Origin of the sequence: Allobosea sp. R86505 (assembly GCF_042466375.1) — a bacterium.
GTDB lineage: Bacteria > Pseudomonadota > Alphaproteobacteria > Rhizobiales > Beijerinckiaceae > Allobosea.
The window spans coordinates 2,634,054-2,651,727 of the sequence record NZ_JAXHPY010000001.1; the positions used below are offsets into that span (position 1 = coordinate 2,634,054).

General features: G+C 63.7%; 14 protein-coding genes. 8 read left to right on the forward strand and 6 right to left on the reverse strand.

The annotated features are described in order from the left end of the window. Positions 1-5: 5 nt before the first annotated feature. Positions 6-878 carry a phosphonate ABC transporter, permease protein PhnE gene (phnE, locus tag SJY11_RS12775; RefSeq protein ID WP_376986991.1) on the reverse strand — a complete coding sequence of 291 codons (873 nt, stop codon included), beginning with the start codon at positions 876-878 and terminating at the stop codon, positions 6-8. A 151-nt stretch (positions 879-1,029) separates the two neighbouring features. Then, positions 1,030-1,920, reverse strand: coding sequence for a phosphate/phosphite/phosphonate ABC transporter substrate-binding protein (locus SJY11_RS12780; protein ID WP_376986992.1), 891 nt, complete (start codon positions 1,918-1,920; stop codon positions 1,030-1,032). 378 nt (positions 1,921-2,298) lie between these two features. Here SJY11_RS12780 and SJY11_RS12785 point away from each other — a divergent pair, with 378 nt between their 5' ends. Continuing rightward, positions 2,299-3,171 carry a LysR family transcriptional regulator gene (locus SJY11_RS12785; protein ID WP_376986993.1) on the forward strand — a complete coding sequence of 291 codons (873 nt, stop codon included), beginning with the start codon at positions 2,299-2,301 and terminating at the stop codon, positions 3,169-3,171. Between the two features lie 108 nt (positions 3,172-3,279). After that, positions 3,280-4,335 (forward strand): phosphonate dehydrogenase, encoded by a 1,056-nt coding sequence (locus SJY11_RS12790; RefSeq protein ID WP_465247437.1) that lies wholly within the window; start codon positions 3,280-3,282, stop codon positions 4,333-4,335. 1,973 nt (positions 4,336-6,308) lie between these two features. On the opposite strand, the gene SJY11_RS12795 is transcribed toward SJY11_RS12790, so the two are convergent. The 4 genes from SJY11_RS12795 to SJY11_RS12810 are packed head-to-tail and all read right to left on the reverse strand — an operon-like array spanning position 6,309 to position 11,451. Continuing rightward, positions 6,309-6,926, reverse strand: coding sequence for a sarcosine oxidase subunit gamma (locus SJY11_RS12795; protein WP_376986994.1), 618 nt, complete (start codon positions 6,924-6,926; stop codon positions 6,309-6,311). Next, positions 6,919-9,909, reverse strand: coding sequence for a sarcosine oxidase subunit alpha family protein (locus tag SJY11_RS12800; protein ID WP_376986995.1), 2,991 nt, complete (start codon positions 9,907-9,909; stop codon positions 6,919-6,921). The genes SJY11_RS12795 and SJY11_RS12800 overlap by 8 nt, the downstream gene beginning before the upstream one ends. Next, on the reverse strand, positions 9,906-10,181 hold the full coding sequence (locus tag SJY11_RS12805) for a sarcosine oxidase subunit delta (RefSeq protein ID WP_326911457.1): 276 nt from the start codon (positions 10,179-10,181) through the stop codon (positions 9,906-9,908). The genes SJY11_RS12800 and SJY11_RS12805 overlap by 4 nt, the downstream gene beginning before the upstream one ends. Before the next feature lie 19 nt (positions 10,182-10,200). Further along, on the reverse strand, positions 10,201-11,451 hold the full coding sequence (locus SJY11_RS12810) for a sarcosine oxidase subunit beta family protein (protein WP_376986996.1): 1,251 nt from the start codon (positions 11,449-11,451) through the stop codon (positions 10,201-10,203). 109 nt (positions 11,452-11,560) lie between these two features. Here SJY11_RS12810 and SJY11_RS12815 point away from each other — a divergent pair, with 109 nt between their 5' ends. The 6 genes from SJY11_RS12815 to SJY11_RS12840 all read left to right on the forward strand — a co-directional run bounded on the left by SJY11_RS12815 (position 11,561) and on the right by SJY11_RS12840 (position 17,673). Further along, a complete protein-coding gene (locus tag SJY11_RS12815) occupies positions 11,561-12,562 on the forward strand; it encodes a GlxA family transcriptional regulator (protein ID WP_376986998.1) in 1,002 nt (333 codons plus the stop codon). Positions 12,563-12,649: 87 nt separating this feature from the next. Beyond that, complete coding sequence (locus tag SJY11_RS12820; protein ID WP_376986999.1) at positions 12,650-13,471, forward strand: transporter substrate-binding domain-containing protein; 822 nt, start codon at positions 12,650-12,652, stop codon at positions 13,469-13,471. A 124-nt stretch (positions 13,472-13,595) separates the two neighbouring features. Beyond that, complete coding sequence (locus tag SJY11_RS12825) at positions 13,596-14,336, forward strand: amino acid ABC transporter permease (protein WP_376987000.1); 741 nt, start codon at positions 13,596-13,598, stop codon at positions 14,334-14,336. Further along, complete coding sequence (locus SJY11_RS12830; protein ID WP_376987002.1) at positions 14,333-15,187, forward strand: amino acid ABC transporter permease; 855 nt, start codon at positions 14,333-14,335, stop codon at positions 15,185-15,187. Before SJY11_RS12825 ends, SJY11_RS12830 begins: the two co-directional genes overlap by 4 nt. Before the next feature lie 5 nt (positions 15,188-15,192). Continuing rightward, a complete protein-coding gene (locus SJY11_RS12835) occupies positions 15,193-15,945 on the forward strand; it encodes an amino acid ABC transporter ATP-binding protein (protein WP_376987003.1) in 753 nt (250 codons plus the stop codon). A 105-nt stretch (positions 15,946-16,050) separates the two neighbouring features. Then, positions 16,051-17,673: an FAD-dependent oxidoreductase gene (locus SJY11_RS12840; RefSeq protein WP_376987004.1), complete on the forward strand. Its 1,623-nt coding sequence runs from the start codon at positions 16,051-16,053 to the stop codon at positions 17,671-17,673. Position 17,674: the final 1 nt, after the last annotated feature.

Sequence of the window (17,674 nt, forward strand, 5' to 3'; positions counted from 1 at the left end):
AATCATCATGTGTTGGCGATGCGCTCAGGAGCGCGCAACCGGGAATTACTCCCGGGGTGAGGGCTGAGAACCAGGCGGCGAAGCCAGGAGCTCAGGGTGTCGATCACGATCACCATCGCTAGGATCACGCCGAGGACGGTCAGCATTTTTGGGAAGTCGAGCAGATCGATCGAGTCTTTCAGGGTCTGGCCGATGCCGCCTGCGCCAACGATACCTAGAACAGTCGAGGCGCGGACATTGAATTCCCAAATGTAGAGTGTAGCCGAGATCATGTTCGGCCAGACGTCAGGTAACAGCGCGTAGCGGAACGTCTTCACAGGACCTGCTCCAGTCAGCTGGATCGCTTCAATCGGACCGGGATCGGCCGGCTCGATGGCTTCAGTGAGCAGTTTGCCGAGTGCGCCGATCATATTAAACGTGATGGCAAGTACGCCCGTGAACGGACCGAAGCCAACGGCGGCAACAAAGATCAAAGCAAAAACAAGGATCTCAGTTCCACGCAAACACCCAAGCACAGCTCGCACAAACCGATAGACGACCATGTTTGGCGTCGTATTGCGTGCAGCAAGCGGTGTGAGCGGGATGCAAATCAAGAGAGCAGCGAAGGTGCCAACAGTCGCCATCGCGAGCGTTTGGAACGCATCACGCAACACGTGATTGATGTCCCGCAGATCCGGCGGAAACATCTGCACGAACCATGAAGCCAACTTGGGTAGTCCGGTCGAAAGCTTGTAGAAATCAATATTGACGACGGAAAAACATACCGCAAAAAACAACGACACGATTACAAAAATAAGTGCACGGCAGCCATTGCGCCAGGAGAGTATGATGTTGCCCGGCTCAGTATAGCGTTTGTTCGTGAAGCTTTCGATGATCATCGACATCTCCATAAGCCAGATAGCACCAAGCACTCACGAGCATGTGCGCTTGTTCGTCGGCTTAACGATTGTAGATAGGGCTACGCGCCGTCGCCGCGTGCGCGCGTGGAGGAGATCGGCGGACCCGTATGGTCCGCCCATCCTGCTTCAATCAGGTACGAAGCTTACCGGTCAGGCGACCAGCCTCCTCGATGATCGCGTAGTCCTTGTTCGTTGCGCGGACGAAGCCGTTATATCCGCTGCCCATGAGCGACTGCGCCTTCTCTTCCGAAAGGCCCACGAGAATGTCGCTGATTTTCTGTTTCAACACTGGGTCAAAGCCCTTTTGGACGCAGATGGCGTCGTTCGGCAAGTCGCTGGATGTCCAGTAGACGGAAACCTTGCTCGGATCCATCTCGCCGGCTTCGATCATACCATTGCGACCGCGATCCATGTTCGAGCCGAGGTCGATCAGCCCCTGCTGGATCATGGACACATTGTTGCCGAACGTTGCGCCTTCGCGAAGCTGGAAGAATTCCTTCGGATCGATCCCGCTCTTCACCATGTGCGCGTAGGGGATAAGCCAGCCGGACGTATTACCCTGATCGCTCAGCGACAGCTTCATGCCCTTCGCGTCATTCGGGAAATCTTTGATCGGCAGGCCTGGACGGCCTTCGATGATGGCGCGGTAGAACGGCTTGCCCCGATACTTGGCAGTGGCGATCACTTCCGTACCGCCGCGGTGATGGGCCAAGACGTAGCCCCATGGTCCAAGCCAGCCAACATCCACATGGCCATTCATCATTGCGACGGAGATGGCAGCCCAGCTTTCGGGACTCACCAGCTCGTAGGTGGCATCAAGCTGCTCCGCAATATAGCGGAACATCGGCTCGAATTCCTTGATGGTGATCGCCGGCGTTGGACGCAACGGAGCAATTGCAAACCGCAAGTGAAGCTTGCCATTGCGCTTCTCCTGACCAAACGCTCTACCCGAAGAAAGACCGAGAGTAGCAGCAGCAACTGAAGTGGCGGCGAGAGCCGCGAAACGGCGACGAGTAACCATATAGTCCTCCTGAAATAAGTTGTGTCGAAGCGGTAGGCTCTTTCCGCCTCATCCGGGCACATGCCTTTTGAGATCGAACCTGCACCGCTATCTAAATCACATTCTTAAATGACATCATGATGACGATCATATTTTGTGATGATGAAGAATTATTAGCTAAATCCATAAGTATCTGAAATACAAAAGATATTTGGAGATATGCGCTTATTCAGAGGCGTTAAAGCCATTGGATCTACAATTGCTACTTGCGTTTCATTCCATGTACCAATTATCCTAATGGTTGGCGCACGGCGACCTGTCTCAGTCTGTTTGCGTCGCCCGAAACGCCGGCAAACGCGCCGAAAAGATAACAAACCAACACATGATGGGTGCTGCAGCATGTTTAATCTGGCTCAGGTCCAGACCTTTCTCGCCATCGTTGACGAAGGCGGCATCCAATCAGCCGCGATGCGCTTATCCTGTTCGCAGCCCGCTGTTTCGCAGCAGTTGCGCAAGCTTGAGGAGTTTTTTGGCGTTCCCCTTATCGTAAGGAACAGGGCTCGTGCATTTCCAACCCGGCACGGAGCACTATTTCTACCTCAGGCTCGCTCCCTGGTTGCCACTTCCGAGCGCGTGCGGGAGGTAATCGAAGAGCGTCAAATTGTGGTCTGGGCAAGCGGCAATGTCGGCGTCTTCCTGGCTCCGCGCGCCATTGCCGGCTTTGAGAAACAACGTGGTCGCGACGGCTCTGTCGACTTGATGATCGCCAGCAATCGGCAAGCTGTGGATGCACTCCTGTCCGGTGAAGCCGATATGATCATGACCGAATGGTCAGAAGATCAACCATCTGTGGAATGGCATAGCTGGCGCCGTGAGAAACTCGTCATCATAGCACCTCCAGAGCATCCACTCGCGCAGCGCCCACTGATCCGCAAGGAAGAACTACTGAAGTTTCCCATAATTGGCGGCGAGCCAGGCTCCGGTACCGGACGAATTCTGCGTACGCTCTTCGGCAACGACCTCGACAAGCTCAAGGTTCGGCGTCAGCTAGGCAGCACTGCAGCCGTCAAGGAAGCAGTCAAGGCCAATCTGGGCGTTTCCATTGTGCTCGCATGTGCGATCGCCGACGAAGTGAAGCTCGGAACCCTTGTGGCTATCGACTTCGAGGAAGCAAACGTCTTCAAAAGCCTGTTCATAGGCATTTCGAAAGACAGTCCGCAGTCATCGCTGTCGCGCCTCTTTGCCACATTCTGCATGGGAAGCGCCGACTAGTCTAGGTGAGTCGACCAATACCAAATCGGACTCCGACACGCCGCGATCGAACGGCTTTCGTCGGTCCTTCATCCAAACGAATCGATCGAAGCCTTACGACTGCTACACATGTGGCCGACCACCAAGACATTGGAAGAAAAATATATGGCACGTAAAACAGTAGTTACCAATTGGGTACATCCGGAAGTGCTGGACCTGCTGCGAACACGAGGCCCAGTCGAATTTAACAGCGCACGCGAACCTTGGACGCGACACGAGCTTGTTTCGCGTGCCAGGGAGGCGGATGCAATGGTCGCGTTTATGACTGACCATGTCGACGAAGCGTTTCTCGCGCAATGCCCCGAGTTGCGCGTCATCGCATGCGCTCTTAAGGGAGCCGACAACTTCGATCTTGTCGCATGTCGCCGCAGCGGTGTCGCGGTGAGCATCGTCCCTGACTTGTTGACCGCACCGACTGCCGAACTGACGATTGGACTTATGATCTCACTCGGCCGCAATTTGCTTCAAGGCGATCGAAAAATCCGTGAGGGCACCTTCGCGGGATGGCGCCCGATCCTTTACGGCTCTGGCCTTGACGGAGCTTCAGTCGGAATCATCGGCATCGGAGCCGTCGGGCAAGCCATCGCCCACCGACTCCGTGCCTTCCGCTGCCGCCTCTTGTACAGCGATGTGCGACCGCTTTCACCTGCAAAAGAAGATACGGCCGGACTTTTGCGGCGGAATCTTCTACAACTGCTCTCCGAGAGTGACTATGTGGTTCTTGCTCTGCCACTCGTCGAAAATTCCTTCCACATAATCAACGGGGAAGCAATTGCGCGGATGAAACCGGGCGCACTGCTTATCAACCCAGCCCGAGGCTCACTCGTCGATGAAACTGCAGTCGCCGACGCTCTCGAAGCCGGCCACCTCGGCGGATATGCAGCGGACGTATTTGAACTGGAAGATTGGGCGCGAGCGGATCGCCCGAATCGAATTGAGCAACGGCTACTTGAGCATCCGCATACAATCTTGACGCCGCATCTTGGCTCGGCTGTTGACTTGGTGAGGCGAGATATTGCACTCGCGGCGGCGCGCGACATTCTACGCTTTCTGGATGGATCGCCGCTACAGGGAGGATTGTCGTCCCATACCACATCCATACCGATTCAACAGTTCGCAAACTGAGGATTGAGTAGAGCTGCCGGTATTTCTTGCTACCCTGACGGTCGCGTGAACACATTCGGCGTCAGGGCAGCAGCCGAGGGGTAAGTGGCTATCTGCTTCATACCGCTGTTAAGAGGAAGGCGCGCAATGAGATGACATACGACTCGCCCGCCGACCCGCCGACCCGCCGACCCGCCGGCGAGCGTCGGCATGTCGATCTTCGCGATCCAATCCGCGATGGTCCCACGGTCGAAACCGGTGAGCTTCGCGAGCGTCGACACGTCCACGACGAGGCCCTTAACGTAATCATACCGTGGTATTCGGGTATCGAGATGCGGGGTTAATTCATGGCTGAGGGCTCCGAAAGTCGCATCCGTTCAGCGGGAATACGCCGTTGAAACAATGGCTTGTCTGGATTTCAAATGTGGGGGTCCGGAAAACTTCTTGTAAGTAGCGACGAACCGGGTGCAAATGCCTCCTCGCACGTCATAGGGGGGCCGTGGGGTCCCCATAGGGCTTCTATTGCACCTCGACCGACCTTTGATGCCCTCAAAGGGGTGGGGTCGATCACCGATACGCACTGTGCGATCATGGCACTCATAGGTTGGCATTCGGGTTCGTTCACATGCGAACGATCCTCGATTGCCATAGACGCGATAACAGCCACGTTGAGATCGCCATGAGCAATTACCCCATCCGAATTCCAGAGGGGCTTCCGATCGCCTTTAATTGGATCGTTCACATGTGAACTGTCGTGCGCGTTGACCTCGTGCATGGTCAGCGCCTCCCCGTCGCGGCCATGTAGGCCAGCGCGGACTGGAGCTCCGGCGCCATCCTCTCGGGGATCGCGTCCAGCGCCTCGCGCACGGCGTCGTCCCACGGGGCTTGCAGCACGGGGTCGTACGTCGCCTGAGGGACGCTAAACATCAGATGCGAGGGTGATCGCTGTATTTCGGCTTGCGGACCTCGTAGAAGCGCCGATAAAGCCTTCCTCAGGACGCAGACGCGGTCGCTGTCCCGAAACCGCAATGTGTCTGAAGCCGAATACCGCGGCGCAGGAGCGCGACGACAATACCGCGAAGCTGAAGGAACAGCGCCTAAATAAAGAAGCGATCGATCACGAAACCGCAGCGGCTGCGCCCCCTAAGCCCAAGGCGAAAACGCGTGTTATCCCCTAGCTTAGCTTTGGCGCGATCCACGCCCGCGCTTGGATCGCCTCTGCGACGAGGAAATCTTTAGATGTTAGGACGCCGGGAAGCCGCGCGTCGGTCATGGACCTCCGGGCAGGGTGGTTGGGATTACGACTGTTAAACTCCCGAATCGATCGAAGACTAGATAGCGTAGTGATTTCAAAAAGTCGAACGGACGCTGGCTGCCGCAGGTATTGGTTGGGAGCACGTCGGGCGCGTCAATTCCTATCATAACGGAGGCTTTCCTCAGCTCGTGAATGAGACGATTTCCAAACTCTATCGTAAAGACATGCCCAACCACGCGCCGATCTAGACAGAGATCGGGGTCGCAGCGCTCGGAGTGCCGACGATGCGTATCGAAAATCGTATCACCGCGATTCTACCCTGAGCTCGACGTCCGCGCTGCCTCGACTGAATGTGTAGCCGCGCCCGTAGAGGAATGAAAAAATCCAGCGGCAATTAAATAGAGATTTCAATAACATATGTGTTCGCAGATTTATCCTCCTTGCTCCACCACCCCCTATCCGAACGGCGAACCGCCCTCGGCCGGTGTCGGCGACCCGCGATACGCTCCCGAAACTGCCTTTCCCAACCTTCCTGCCGAAACCCGCGCGGTTCGACGAGGATGGCATTTGCGGTTGTCGAAGCCGGGACGTGTCATGGGGCCGCTTCGCATCGGTGACGTGGACCGCGGTCGTGAGCCCTGCGGTAGGGCCGAGGTGTCTCGGCGTCGGCGGATCGGCGGGGGACCCCGATGGCCGACGAAATCCCGAACCTGCGGCGCTGCGGGAAGACGCGTGTCGGTCAGTCTCGGCTGACCGTGATCGCGCAGCCGAACTCTGCGGCCGAGGCCGAAAACCACGACCAGAAGCTTCCCGCCATGCTCCGGGGAACCATGACCTCGTAGACGGCGCCCTCCGGCCCGTCCTCGGCGCGCCAGAGCTGGATATTGACATAGGCGATGCTGGTCAGAGCCGTCATTCCGACGGGAAAGGCCCGGGGGTGCAGATCGACCATGCAGCCCTTGGCCAGGGTCTGGCGAACCATGGTTCCGGAGAGCGACAGCACAGCGCGTCCGTCGCTCTGCTCCGCCACGGCGGCCAGCCCCGCCAAGCCGGCGCAGTCTTCGGCAAAGCCCGCGCCGGAGGCTGCCAGCAGAAGCCATTGTCCGGGCCCCGACCAGAGCAGTGTGTGGCTCGCCGACGAGACGGCCGCGGGACCTGTCGGCAGGCTGAGGCCATAGCGGCTCTCCAGCGCGCGTTCGAGCGCGGGCTCCTGCTCCCGGCCGGCGATCAGGCTGGCGATGCCCAGTCCTTCACGCAGTTGCACCCTGACGCCGTCTTGGAGGGCGCCGAACGCACCCGCCGCGGCGATTCCCGTCCAGGCGCCGCGCGCTGTCCATGCCATGCCGATCTCAGCCATGGAGACGCGTTCCTTCCGGGTCGACGAAGACGGGCGAGCAGATCTCGATCTCGACATCGCCATTGCGCACCGGGTCGACGGCGCGGACGCGTTCACCCAGGCGCTCAGGCCCGTTCCTGAGCAGGCCGAGGCCGATCCAGTGCCCGAGCACGGGCGAATAGGCGACCGAGGTTATGTAGCCTTCGTCATGGTGCATCGTCGCCGGTTTTCCCGTCCCGATGAAATGGGCGCCGGCCCGCAGGCGCTGTGTCGGATCCACCGGCTTGAACCCGACGAGGCGAGGGCGATCGGCCTCGATGAGCGCCGGGCGCTGGGCCATCAGCCGCCCGAGATAGTCCTTCTTCGACGACATCATCTTGCCGAGCCCGAGGTCGCGCGCCGTGGTCTGGCCGCTGAGTTCGTTGCCGGCGACATGGCCCTTCTCGATCCGCATCACGCCGAGCGCCTCGGTACCATAGGGCGTGATGCCATGGGCGGTGCCGGCTGCCATCAGGGCCCCCATCATCGCCTCGCCATAGCCGGCGGGGACCGCGAGCTCATAGGCGAGCTCGCCCGAAAACGAGATCCGGAACAGCCGCGCTGGCAGGCCGCCGCCGACCGTGAGCGCCCGCGCCGCCAGATAGGGGAAGGCCTCGTTCGAGAGGTCGTGTTCGGCGTCGACGACGCCCTGCAGAACCAGACGCGCCTTGGGGCCGGCGATGGCGGCCTGCGCCCACTGCTCGGAGACCGACACCATGTGCACATCGAGATCGGGCCACAGGACCTGATGGCAGAATTCGAGATGCTGCATCACCTTGCCGGCATTGGCGGTGGTGGTGGTCATCAGGAAATGCGTCTGCGCCAGCCGCGACGTCGTACCGTCATCCATGACGAAGCCGTCTTCGCGCAGCATCAGCCCGTAGCGCGCCTTGCCGACCGGCAAGGCCTTGAAGCCGTTGCAGTAGACGCGCTCGAGGAAGTCGGCGGCATCCGCCCCCTGGATGTCGATCTTGCCGAGGGTGGAGACGTCGCAGAGTCCCACCCCGTTGCGGACGGCAAGCACCTCGCGGTTGACGCTGGTCAGCCAGTCGGTTTCGCCTGGGTGGGGATAATACTGCGCCCGCATCCAGGCGCCGGCCTCGATGAAGACTGCCCCCTGCTTCTGCGACCAGGAATGGGTGGGGCTCAGCCGGGTCGGCCTGAAGTCGCGGCCGCGATGATGGCCCGCGAGGGCCCCGATGGCGACCGGCGTATAGGGCGGACGGAAGATGGTCGTGCCGGTCTGCGGGATCGTCTGGCCGGTCTGCTCGGCCATGATCGCCAGCCCGGCGATGTTGGAGGTCTTGCCCTGGTCCGTCGCCATCCCGAGCGTGGTGTAGCGCTTGAGATGCTCCACCGGCCGGAAACCCTCGCGGGCGGCGAGTTCGATGTCCGCGTCGGTGACGTCGTTCTGGAAATCGACGAAGGCCTTGCCCTTTCCACCCTTGACCCGCCAGACCGGCGACAAAGCGAAACCCTCGGGATCGGTTATGGGCGTCGCCGGCTCCGCAGCGCTGTCGAAGCCAATGTCGGCAGCGGCCTCGCGGCCCAACCTCGCACCGTCCACCAAGGCCTCGGCCAGCGAGAACCGCCCGGCCGCGCTGCCGGCGACGCTCAGTCCGACGGGCATCGTGCCTGGCACGAAGGCCTGGATCGCCTCGTCCCAGACAGGTCGTGTATTCTGGTGGGAGGTCAGGTGCAGCGTCGGGTTCCAGCCGTTCGAGACGGCGACCAGATCGCAGGCGATCGTCTGCTCGCGTCCGGAGGCGTCGCGGATGTCAATGGAGCTCAGCGACCGTCCGTCCGATGCGCGGCAGACGACGCTGCCCGCGAAAACACGGGCGCCGATCTGCGCGGCGAGCGCAATCAAGCCGGGATCCGGGTCGGTGCGGGGATCGACGACCGCCGCCACGCGTGCGCCCGCGGCCGCGAGATCGCGCGCCGTCGCCCAGCCATCGTCGCCTGTGGTGAAGACGACGGCCTCACGCCCCGGCAGCACGCCGAAGCGGTTGAGATAGCTCCTCACGGCACCGGCCAGCATGACGCCCGGCGTATCGTTGCCGGCAAAGACGATCGGCCGCTCGATCGCGCCTGCCGCCAGAACGGCGCGTCGCGCCGTGATGCGCCAGCTGCGCTGCCGGGCCTGATGCGGAAGCGGCACCGCGAGATGGTCTGACACCCGCTCGACGACGCCGTAGACGCCGTGGTCGTAGACGCCGAAGACCGTGCTGCGCGGCATGATCGTGACATCCGGCAGGCTCGCAAGCTCCGCCAGCGCGTCTCTCAGCCAGTCCACCGCCGGCTGCCCGTCGATCTCGCGCCGCTCGGCCAGGAGCCTGCCGCCGAGGCGGCTGTCCTCGTCGCAGATGATGACGCGGGCGCCACTGCGACCAGCCTCCAGGGCCGCAGCGATGCCCGCCGGCCCGCCGCCGATGATCAGGACGTCGCAGAAGGCGAAGGCCTTCTCGTAATGGTCGGGGTCCTCCAGCCCGGCCGCGCGGCCGAGCCCGGCGGCGCGGCGGATCAGCGGCTCGTACAGCCTCTCCCAGAAGGAGGCCGGCCACATGAAGGTCTTGTAGTAGAACCCCGCCTGCAGGGCCGGGCCCAGCAGCGAATTCACCGAGAGCAGGTCGAAGGCGAGCGAGGGCCAGCGGTTCTGGCTGCGGGCTTCGAGGCCGTGGAAGAGCTCCACCACGGTGGCGCGGGTGTTGGGCTCGCGCCGCGCGCCCGATCTCAGCTCGACCAGCGCGTTGGGCTCCTCGGGTCCAGCCGAGAGGATGCCGCGCGGACGGTGATATTTGAACGACCGGCCGACAAGCCTGACGCCGTTGGCCAGCAGCGCCGACGCCAGCGTATCGCCCTCGAAGCCCTGATGGCTGCGGCCGTCGAAGCGGAACGAAAGCGGCCGGCTACGGTCGATCAGACCGCCATCGCCCCGGCGGAAGGGCTGCGTCGAGGCGCTCATGCCGAAGCTCCGGCTCTGGCCTGAGCCATCGTCTCGACGGCGTCGATGGCGTGCGTGCGCGTGTCGCGGGTCACGACCAGCCAGGCATGGCAGCCGGCTGCGTGATACCAGAGTTCGCGATGCGAGCCGGCCGGATTGTCGCGCTGGTGGACATAGTCGACCATGGCGGCTGCGGTTGCCTCCATCCCGTCGGGGCGACGCGGTGCGGCGTCTCCAAGATAAGCGAATTCCTGGACGTCGCGGGAGCCGCAATGGGGGCAGGCGATGCGCATGGATGAGTCCTGTGCCCGGTCAATGCAGGTTGGGCTGGGCGCCGGCGCCCTTTTCGTCGATCACATGCCCTGTCGCGAAGCGATCGAGCCGGTAGGCGGTCGCGACCTCATGCGGCGTGTCGCGGGCGATCAGATGCGCGAAGCAGAAGCCTGAGGCCGGCGTCGCCTTGAAGCCGCCATAGCACCAGCCGGCGTTGAGATAGAGCCCTTCGACCGGGGTGTGATCGATGATCGGCGAGCCGTCCATCGACATGTCCATGACGCCGCCCCAGTGCCGCAGCATCCGGACGCGACCGAGGCCGGGCCACAGCGCCATGGCCGATTCCATCACGTCCTCGATCACCGGCAGGTTGCCGCGCTGGGCGTAGGAGTTGTAGCCGTCGATGTCGCCGCCGAAGACCAGCCCGCCCTTGTCGGACTGGCTGATGTAGAAATGGCCCGCGCCATAGGTGACGACCGTGTCGATCAGTGGCTTGAGGCCCTCGGAGACAAAGGCCTGCAGCACATGGCTCTCGATCGGCAGGCGCATCCCGGCCATGGCGGCCAGGCGCGACGAGTTGCCGGCGACGGCGAGCGCCACCTTTCCGGCGCGGATCGGGCCGCGCGTGGTCTCGACGCCGGTGATGCGGCCGTTCTCGATCGACAGCCCGGTGACCTCGCAGTTCTGGATGATGTCGACGCCGCGCCGGTCGGCGGCGCGGGCATAGCCCCAGGCGACGGCGTCGTGGCGCACCGAGCCGCCGCGCTTCTGCAGGAGCCCGCCCTGGATCGGGAAGCGGCCATTGCCGTAGTCGAGGAAGGGCACCATCGCCCGGACCTGCTCGCGGTCGAGCAGTTCGGCATCGACGCCCGCCAGCCGCATCGCATTGCCGCGACGGGCGAAGGCGTCGCGCTGGGCGTCGGAATGATAGAGGTTCAGCACGCCACGCTGGCTGACCATGGCGTTGTAATTGATGTCCTGCTCCAGCCCCTCCCAGAGCTTGAGCGACAATTCGTAGAAGGGCGTGTTGCCGGGCAGCAGGTAGTTCGAGCGGATGATCGTGGTGTTTCGCCCGACATTGCCCGAGCCGATATAGCCTTTCTCGATCACCGCGACATTGGTGATGCCGTGCTGGCTGGCCAGGTAATAGGCTGTCGCGAGGCCGTGACCGCCGCCGCCGATGACCAGGACATCATAGGCGGGCTTGGGCGCGGCGTCGCGCCAGGCGGGCGTCCAGCCGCGATGGCCTCTCAGCGTCTGCGCGGCCAGGGAAAAGATGGAATAGCGCATCGGCGATCCGGTCGACATCCAGAGTGATCAAGGCGGACATCGCTCCCTCGCGGGCCTGTTGCGAGATGAGCCTTGTGTCGCCGAGATTGCCGGACATAGGCTCGTCAACATGACCGACAGCGACGCCCGATTGATCGTGAGCGACAGTGAGCGGCCGACCCATGTCGGCTTTCTGTTGATCCCGGATTTTGCCCTTCTGGCCTATGCCTCGGCGATCGAACCCTTGCGGGCCGCCAACCGGCTCTCGGGCCGCGACCTCTACCGCTGGAGCCATGTCTCGATAGACGGCCGCCCCGCTCCGGCTTCGAACGGCGTCAGCATCCAGGCCGATTGCGGCCTGGGGGAGGAGGCCCGCTTCGACTATGTCGTCGTCTGCGCCGGGGGCAATCCCGCCGCCTTCCAGCATGGCCCGACTTTTTCCTGGCTGCGGCAACTGGCCCGGCGCGGCGTCCGGCTCGGCGGCGTCTCGGGCGGGCCCTATGTCCTGGCGCGGGCCAATGTGCTGTCGGGCTATCGCTTCACCATTCACTGGGAACATGCTCCGGCCTTCCTGGAGGACTATCCCGAGCTCGACCTGCGTCGCTCGCTCTACGAGATCGACCGCGACCGCCTGACCTGTAGCGGCGGCACCGCGCCGCTCGACATGATGCATGCGGTCATTGCCCGCGATCATGGCAGCGAGCTGGCGCTCGCGGTGAGCGAGTGGTTCCTCCAGACTCATGTACGCGAGGGCGCCGGCCCCCAGCGCATGCCCTTGCGCGAGCGGCTGGGCATCAGTCACGCGCCGCTGCTGCGCGTCGTCGGCCGGATGGAACAGAGCCTGGAGAATCCGGTCGGCCGGGAGGAACTGGCGCGCACGGCCGGCGTCTCCCTGCGTCAGCTCGAACGGTTGTTCCGGCTGCATCTCGGTCGCTCGCTCGGCGAGCATTATCTCGGGCTGAGGCTCGATCGGTCGCGGGATCTCTTGCGTCAGACGACACTCTCGGTGCTGGAGATCGCTTTGGCTTGCGGTTTCGCCAGTGCCAGCCATTTTTCCCGCGCCTACCGCACCCGCTTCGGCCATGCACCGCGCACCGAACGCACGCCGTCGGCCGACCCGGTTTGGCGCTGAACGTCAAAAAACCGTCGCTCTGCGACAATTCGTCCCCGGCCCGCCCGCGAACCTTAAGGGATCAACGAAAACGGGGAACGAACAGCCATGAAACGCCTGCTTGCTATCGCACTGGCCTGCGCAGCCGGTCTCTCCGCTCTGCCGGCTCTCGCTCAGGACACCGTCGCCAAGATCAAGGAGAAGGGCGTCCTGACCGTTGGCGTCAAGAACGACTACAAGCCCTGGGGCTTCCTCGAGCCGTCCGGCAAAATCGTCGGGCTGGAGATCGACCTCGCTCAGGCTGTCGCCGACAAGCTCGGCGTGAAGCTGGAGATGCTGCCGGTCATCGCCGCCAACCGCATGGAATTTCTCCGCCAGGGCCGGATCGACATGGTGCTGGCGACGATGGGCGACACGGCGGAGCGCCGCAAGATCGTCGGCATGGTCGAGCCGAACTACTATGCCGGCGCGACCAATGTTCTGGCGCCCAAGAGCGCTGGGCTGAAGTCCTGGACCGATCTGAAGGGGCGCAAGGTCTGCGGCGTGCAGGGCGCCTATTACAATCGCCGCGTGACACAGATGTATGCGCCCGAACTGGTCGTATTTCCGTCCGTCCCCGACGCTCTGAACGCGCTGGCTGGCAACAACTGCGTCGCCTTTCTGTTCGACGACACGCTGATCGTCTCGACGTTGTCGGGTGGCGACCCGAAATGGGCCAATTACGAGATGCCGCTGGTGTCGGAGGATCCGCAGCTCTGGGCCATCGGCATCCGGCTGGAGGATATGGCGGGCCCCTTCGGCAAGCTGCTCAAGGAGATGTCGGTCGATTGGCACAAGAGCGGCAAGCTGCTCGAACTCGAGAAGAAATGGGGGATCAAGCAGAGCCCTTACCTGATCGAGACCAACAAGAAACTGAAGTCAGCGTCGTAGTTTACACGTCATTCTCGGACGCAGCGCAGCGGAGATCCGAGAATCTGGGGACGGAAAAGGCGCTGGTTAACGAGATGGTCGGGTCAAGCCCGACCATGACGGCTCGTCTTCAGGATTCCTCACGATGATCGCTGCCTATTTCGAGCGCCTGAACGAAACGCAGGGACTGAACTTCTCGGTCTTCTACGACGCCTTCGACCGGGGCCGGTTCCTGACCGGGCTGTGGACGACGAGCTATATCTGCGTCGTCGCGATTGCCGCCTCGCTGGCGCTGGGCCTGCTCGGCGTCTGGCTGGCAGGCAGCCGGTCGCGCCTCGCGCGACTGCTGGTGCGCGGCTATGTCCAGTTCTTCCGCAACACGCCGCCTCTGGTGCAGCTGTCGTTCTTCTATTTTGCGGTCGCGACCCTGCTGCCGACCGTCTCGGACGGGTTCGGCGGGCGCTCGCCGCTGGTCTCGGGCACCGGCTGGGCGATCATCGCCTTTTCGCTCTTCGCGGGCGCCTTCAACGTCGAGATCTTCAGGGCCGGCATCGAGGCCGTGCCATCGACGACGGTCGAGGCGGCCGAGTCGCTCGGCTACACGCGGCTGCAACTCTACATTCACGTCGTGATGCCGCTGGCCTTTCGCATCTGCCTGCCGGCGCTGAACAACAACCTGATCAACCTGGTGAAGACGACGACGCTGGCCTACGCCATCGGGGTGCCGGAGTTGCTCTACGCCGCCTCGCAGATCTGGTCCGAGAGCTTCAACGTCCGCGAGATGATGAACGTGCTGCTCATCACCTATGTGCTGCTGGTGGCGATCCTGGTCTTCGTGATGGGGCGCTGGGAGAGGGCCATGCGCATTCCGGGCTACTCGACATGAGGGCGTCCTCGACCGATCTGCCTGTGCTGCTGCCCTATCGGAGCCCGGCGGGCATCGCGCCGTCGGGGCTGGCCGCCCCCATCCTGCTGGGCGGCGCGACCCTGGCCTGTTTCGCCCTTCTGTTCGGGGCGTCGCTCGCGTTGGCGCAGGTGACGGCGCGGCCCGCCGGCGAAAGCGCAGCGGCCGTGCTCATGCGCTGGGCGCCGCTGATCTTCCAGGGCTTCCTGTTCAACATCCTGATCAGCTTCCTCTCCATGGCGCTGGGCACGGTGGTCGGCGTCCTCGTCGGCATCGCGCAGGTGTCCGTCGTCGCGCCGGTTCGCGGCGCCGCCTGGGGGCTGACGCAGTTCTTCCGCAACGCGCCCTGGCTCGTGCTGCTCTTCTACGCGATGTTCCTGCTGCCGTTCGAGTTCAGCGTCCTCGGCCTGACCATCGCCTTCCCCGCCTGGATCAAGGCGATCATCGGCCTGGCGCTGCCGGTCGCCGCCAATGTCTCCGAGATCGTCCGTGGCGGCATCCGCTCGATTCCGTCGGGCCAGTGGGAATCGGCGGAATCGCTCGCGTTCACCCGCCGCCAGACGATGTGGATGATCATCCTGCCGCAGGCGTTCAAGCGGATGATCCCGCCCTGGATGAACCTCTACGCCATCCTGACCATGGCCACGACGCTGATCTCGGTCGTCGGCATCCAGGACGGCCTGACGATCACCCGGGCGGCCCTGGTCGCCGAGAGCCGGCCGGAACTGATGATCCCGATGTATCTGCTGCTGCTGCTGATGTTCTTCGCCTATTGCTATCCGATCGCGCGGGCGACGCTGTCCCTCGAGCGCCGCTTCAACGTGAAGGCCTAAAGACCATGGCAAGCCGGCATCAACTGGGCGAGCCCGTCGTCATCGTCGAGGGTGTCGAGAAGTCCTTCGGCGCGCTGAAGGTGCTGAAGGACGTCGCGCTGACGGTCAGACGTGGCGAGACGGTCTGCATCATCGGCCCGTCCGGCTCGGGAAAATCGACGCTGCTGCGCTGCATCAACGCGCTGGTGCCGATCAGCCGCGGCTCGATCAGCGTCGCTGGCCGGGAGGTCAACGATCCCGCCCTCGACAAACTCGCGCTACGACGCGATGTCGGGATCGTCTTCCAGCAGTATAATCTCTTCCCCCACAAGAACGCGCTGCAGAACGTCATGATGGCGCCGCTGCACGTGCTGAAGCAGGACAAGGCGGAAGTCGAGGCGCGGGCGCGCATGCTGCTCGCCAAGGTCGGGCTTTCGGACAAGCTGGCGACCTATCCGGGCGAATTGTCGGGCGGGCAGCAGCAGCGGGTCGCCATCGCCCGGTCGCTCGCCATGAACCCGAAGGTCATGCTCTTCGACGAGGTCACCGCCGCGCTCGATCCCGAAACGAAGAAGGAGGTTCTGGTGACGATCCAGCATCTCGCGGCCGAGGGCATGACCTGCATCCTCGTCACCCACGAGATGGGCTTCGCCCGGGAGGTCGCCGACCATGTCTATTTCACCGATGGCGGGGTGATCGTCGAGCACGGCCCGCCCGCCGATCTGTTCGGTGCGGCCCGCGAAGAGCGCACGCGGGCTTTTCTCGACAAGGTTCTCTGACGGGCCCGCGCCTGTCGCAGATCGGCATGAGGCTGTCGCGGACCGGCAAACGGCGCGAGCCACGACGCGAAACACTTTCGTCACCCTGGAGCAACGCGAGACGCCATGGCACCGCAGGATCCGAAATCCGTCGCCGGCAAGGACCTCCCCGTCGCGGAGCGCACCCAGATCCTCGTCATCGGGGCCGGGCCTGCGGGGCTCGCTGCGGCGATCGAGGCGGCCGAGCGGGGCCTGTCGGTCGTCCTCGTCGATGAAAACCCGATTTCGTTCAAGACGATGGGCGACGAGGTGCCGCTGCATTTCGGCCAGGCCATGTCGGCGCAGGCGCGCAACCGCAACGCCATGATGGAAGCCTTCATCGCCTCCGAACCGCTGATCGAGGCCGCTTTCGAGGCCGGGGTCGATCTGAGGCTCGGCACGGCCTGCTGGGGCCTCTACAGCAATGGTCCGAGCCTCGGCTGGTTGCCGGGCACGGTCGCCGGCCTCAACGACGATGAGCGCTGCTGGATGCTCGCCGCGCAGCATGTGATCGTCGCTGCCGGCCGCCGCGACATGGGCCTCGCCTTTCCGGGGTGGGAGAAGCCGGGCGTCCTCGGGGCCACAGCAGCCCTCGCGCTGGCCGGCCGTTATGGAGCGCTGGAACCGCGCCGCATCGTGATGCTCGGCTCCTCGACCGAGGCGCTGACAGCGGCACTGGCGCTGCGCGAGGCCGGCCATGTCATCGCGGCGGTCGTCGAGCAGGCCAATGAGATGATGGGCTCCCCCGAACTTGCCGAGGATCTGAGATCGGGTGGCACGGAGATGCTGACGCGCCATGTCGTCCGCGAGGCCGGCGGGCGCGATCGGGTCGAGGCGGCGATGGTCGTCGGGATCGATGCGCAGGGCAGGGCGTTTGGACCCGAACGCAGCCTCGCCTGCGACGGTATCGTGCTGGCGGTGGGGGCAACGCCGGTCGTCGATCTGCTCGACGCGCTCGGCTGCCGTATCGCTTTCCAGCCGGAACGGGGCGGCTATGCGCCGTTCGTCGATGGCGACCAGCGCACCAGCCTGCGCAACATTTTTGCCGTCGGCGACAGCGCCGGCCTCTGGCCGGGCAAGTCGCGCGATCGCGGCGTGGCCGAGGCCGAGGGCCGGCGCGCGGCTGCGGCCATCGTCCGTGATTGCGGGATCGACGATGGCGGTGCCGTTGCTGCAGGCGCGCTTCCCGGTGTTCCCGAATGCGACGTCGGCGCCTACCGGCTCGCCTGGGTGCGGGCGAGCGTTCTCGAGGCGCGGGGAGAGGTCGTCGTCTGCCAGTGCGAGGAGGTCACGGCGCGCGAGATCCTGGAGGTCCGGCCGCCGCGCTATCTCGGCTGGCAGGACGAGCGCCGCAATGACCGTTCGCTGTCGGCCCTGCTGGGTGCCGAGCCGCCCAACCCCGATCAGGTCAAGCGGCTCACCCGGGCCGGGATGGGCCCCTGCCAGGGCCGCCGTTGCCGGGAACAGGTTGCGGCCCTGCTGGCCCTGAGCGCCGCGGTGCCGCTGTCGTCGATCCCGCTGGCAAGCTACCGGGCTCCCGTCCGGCCCTTGCCGCTTTCGGTCGCGGGCCAGATCCCCGAGGCACCCGAGCAGGCCGAGCATTGGGACACCTGGTTCGGCATGCACGCGCAATGGCGCCCGTTCTGGGAAGTGCCGGCGCTCTACACGGTTGCGGGCAACGATGCCGCCGGGCCGGTCGCGAGCGAGTGAG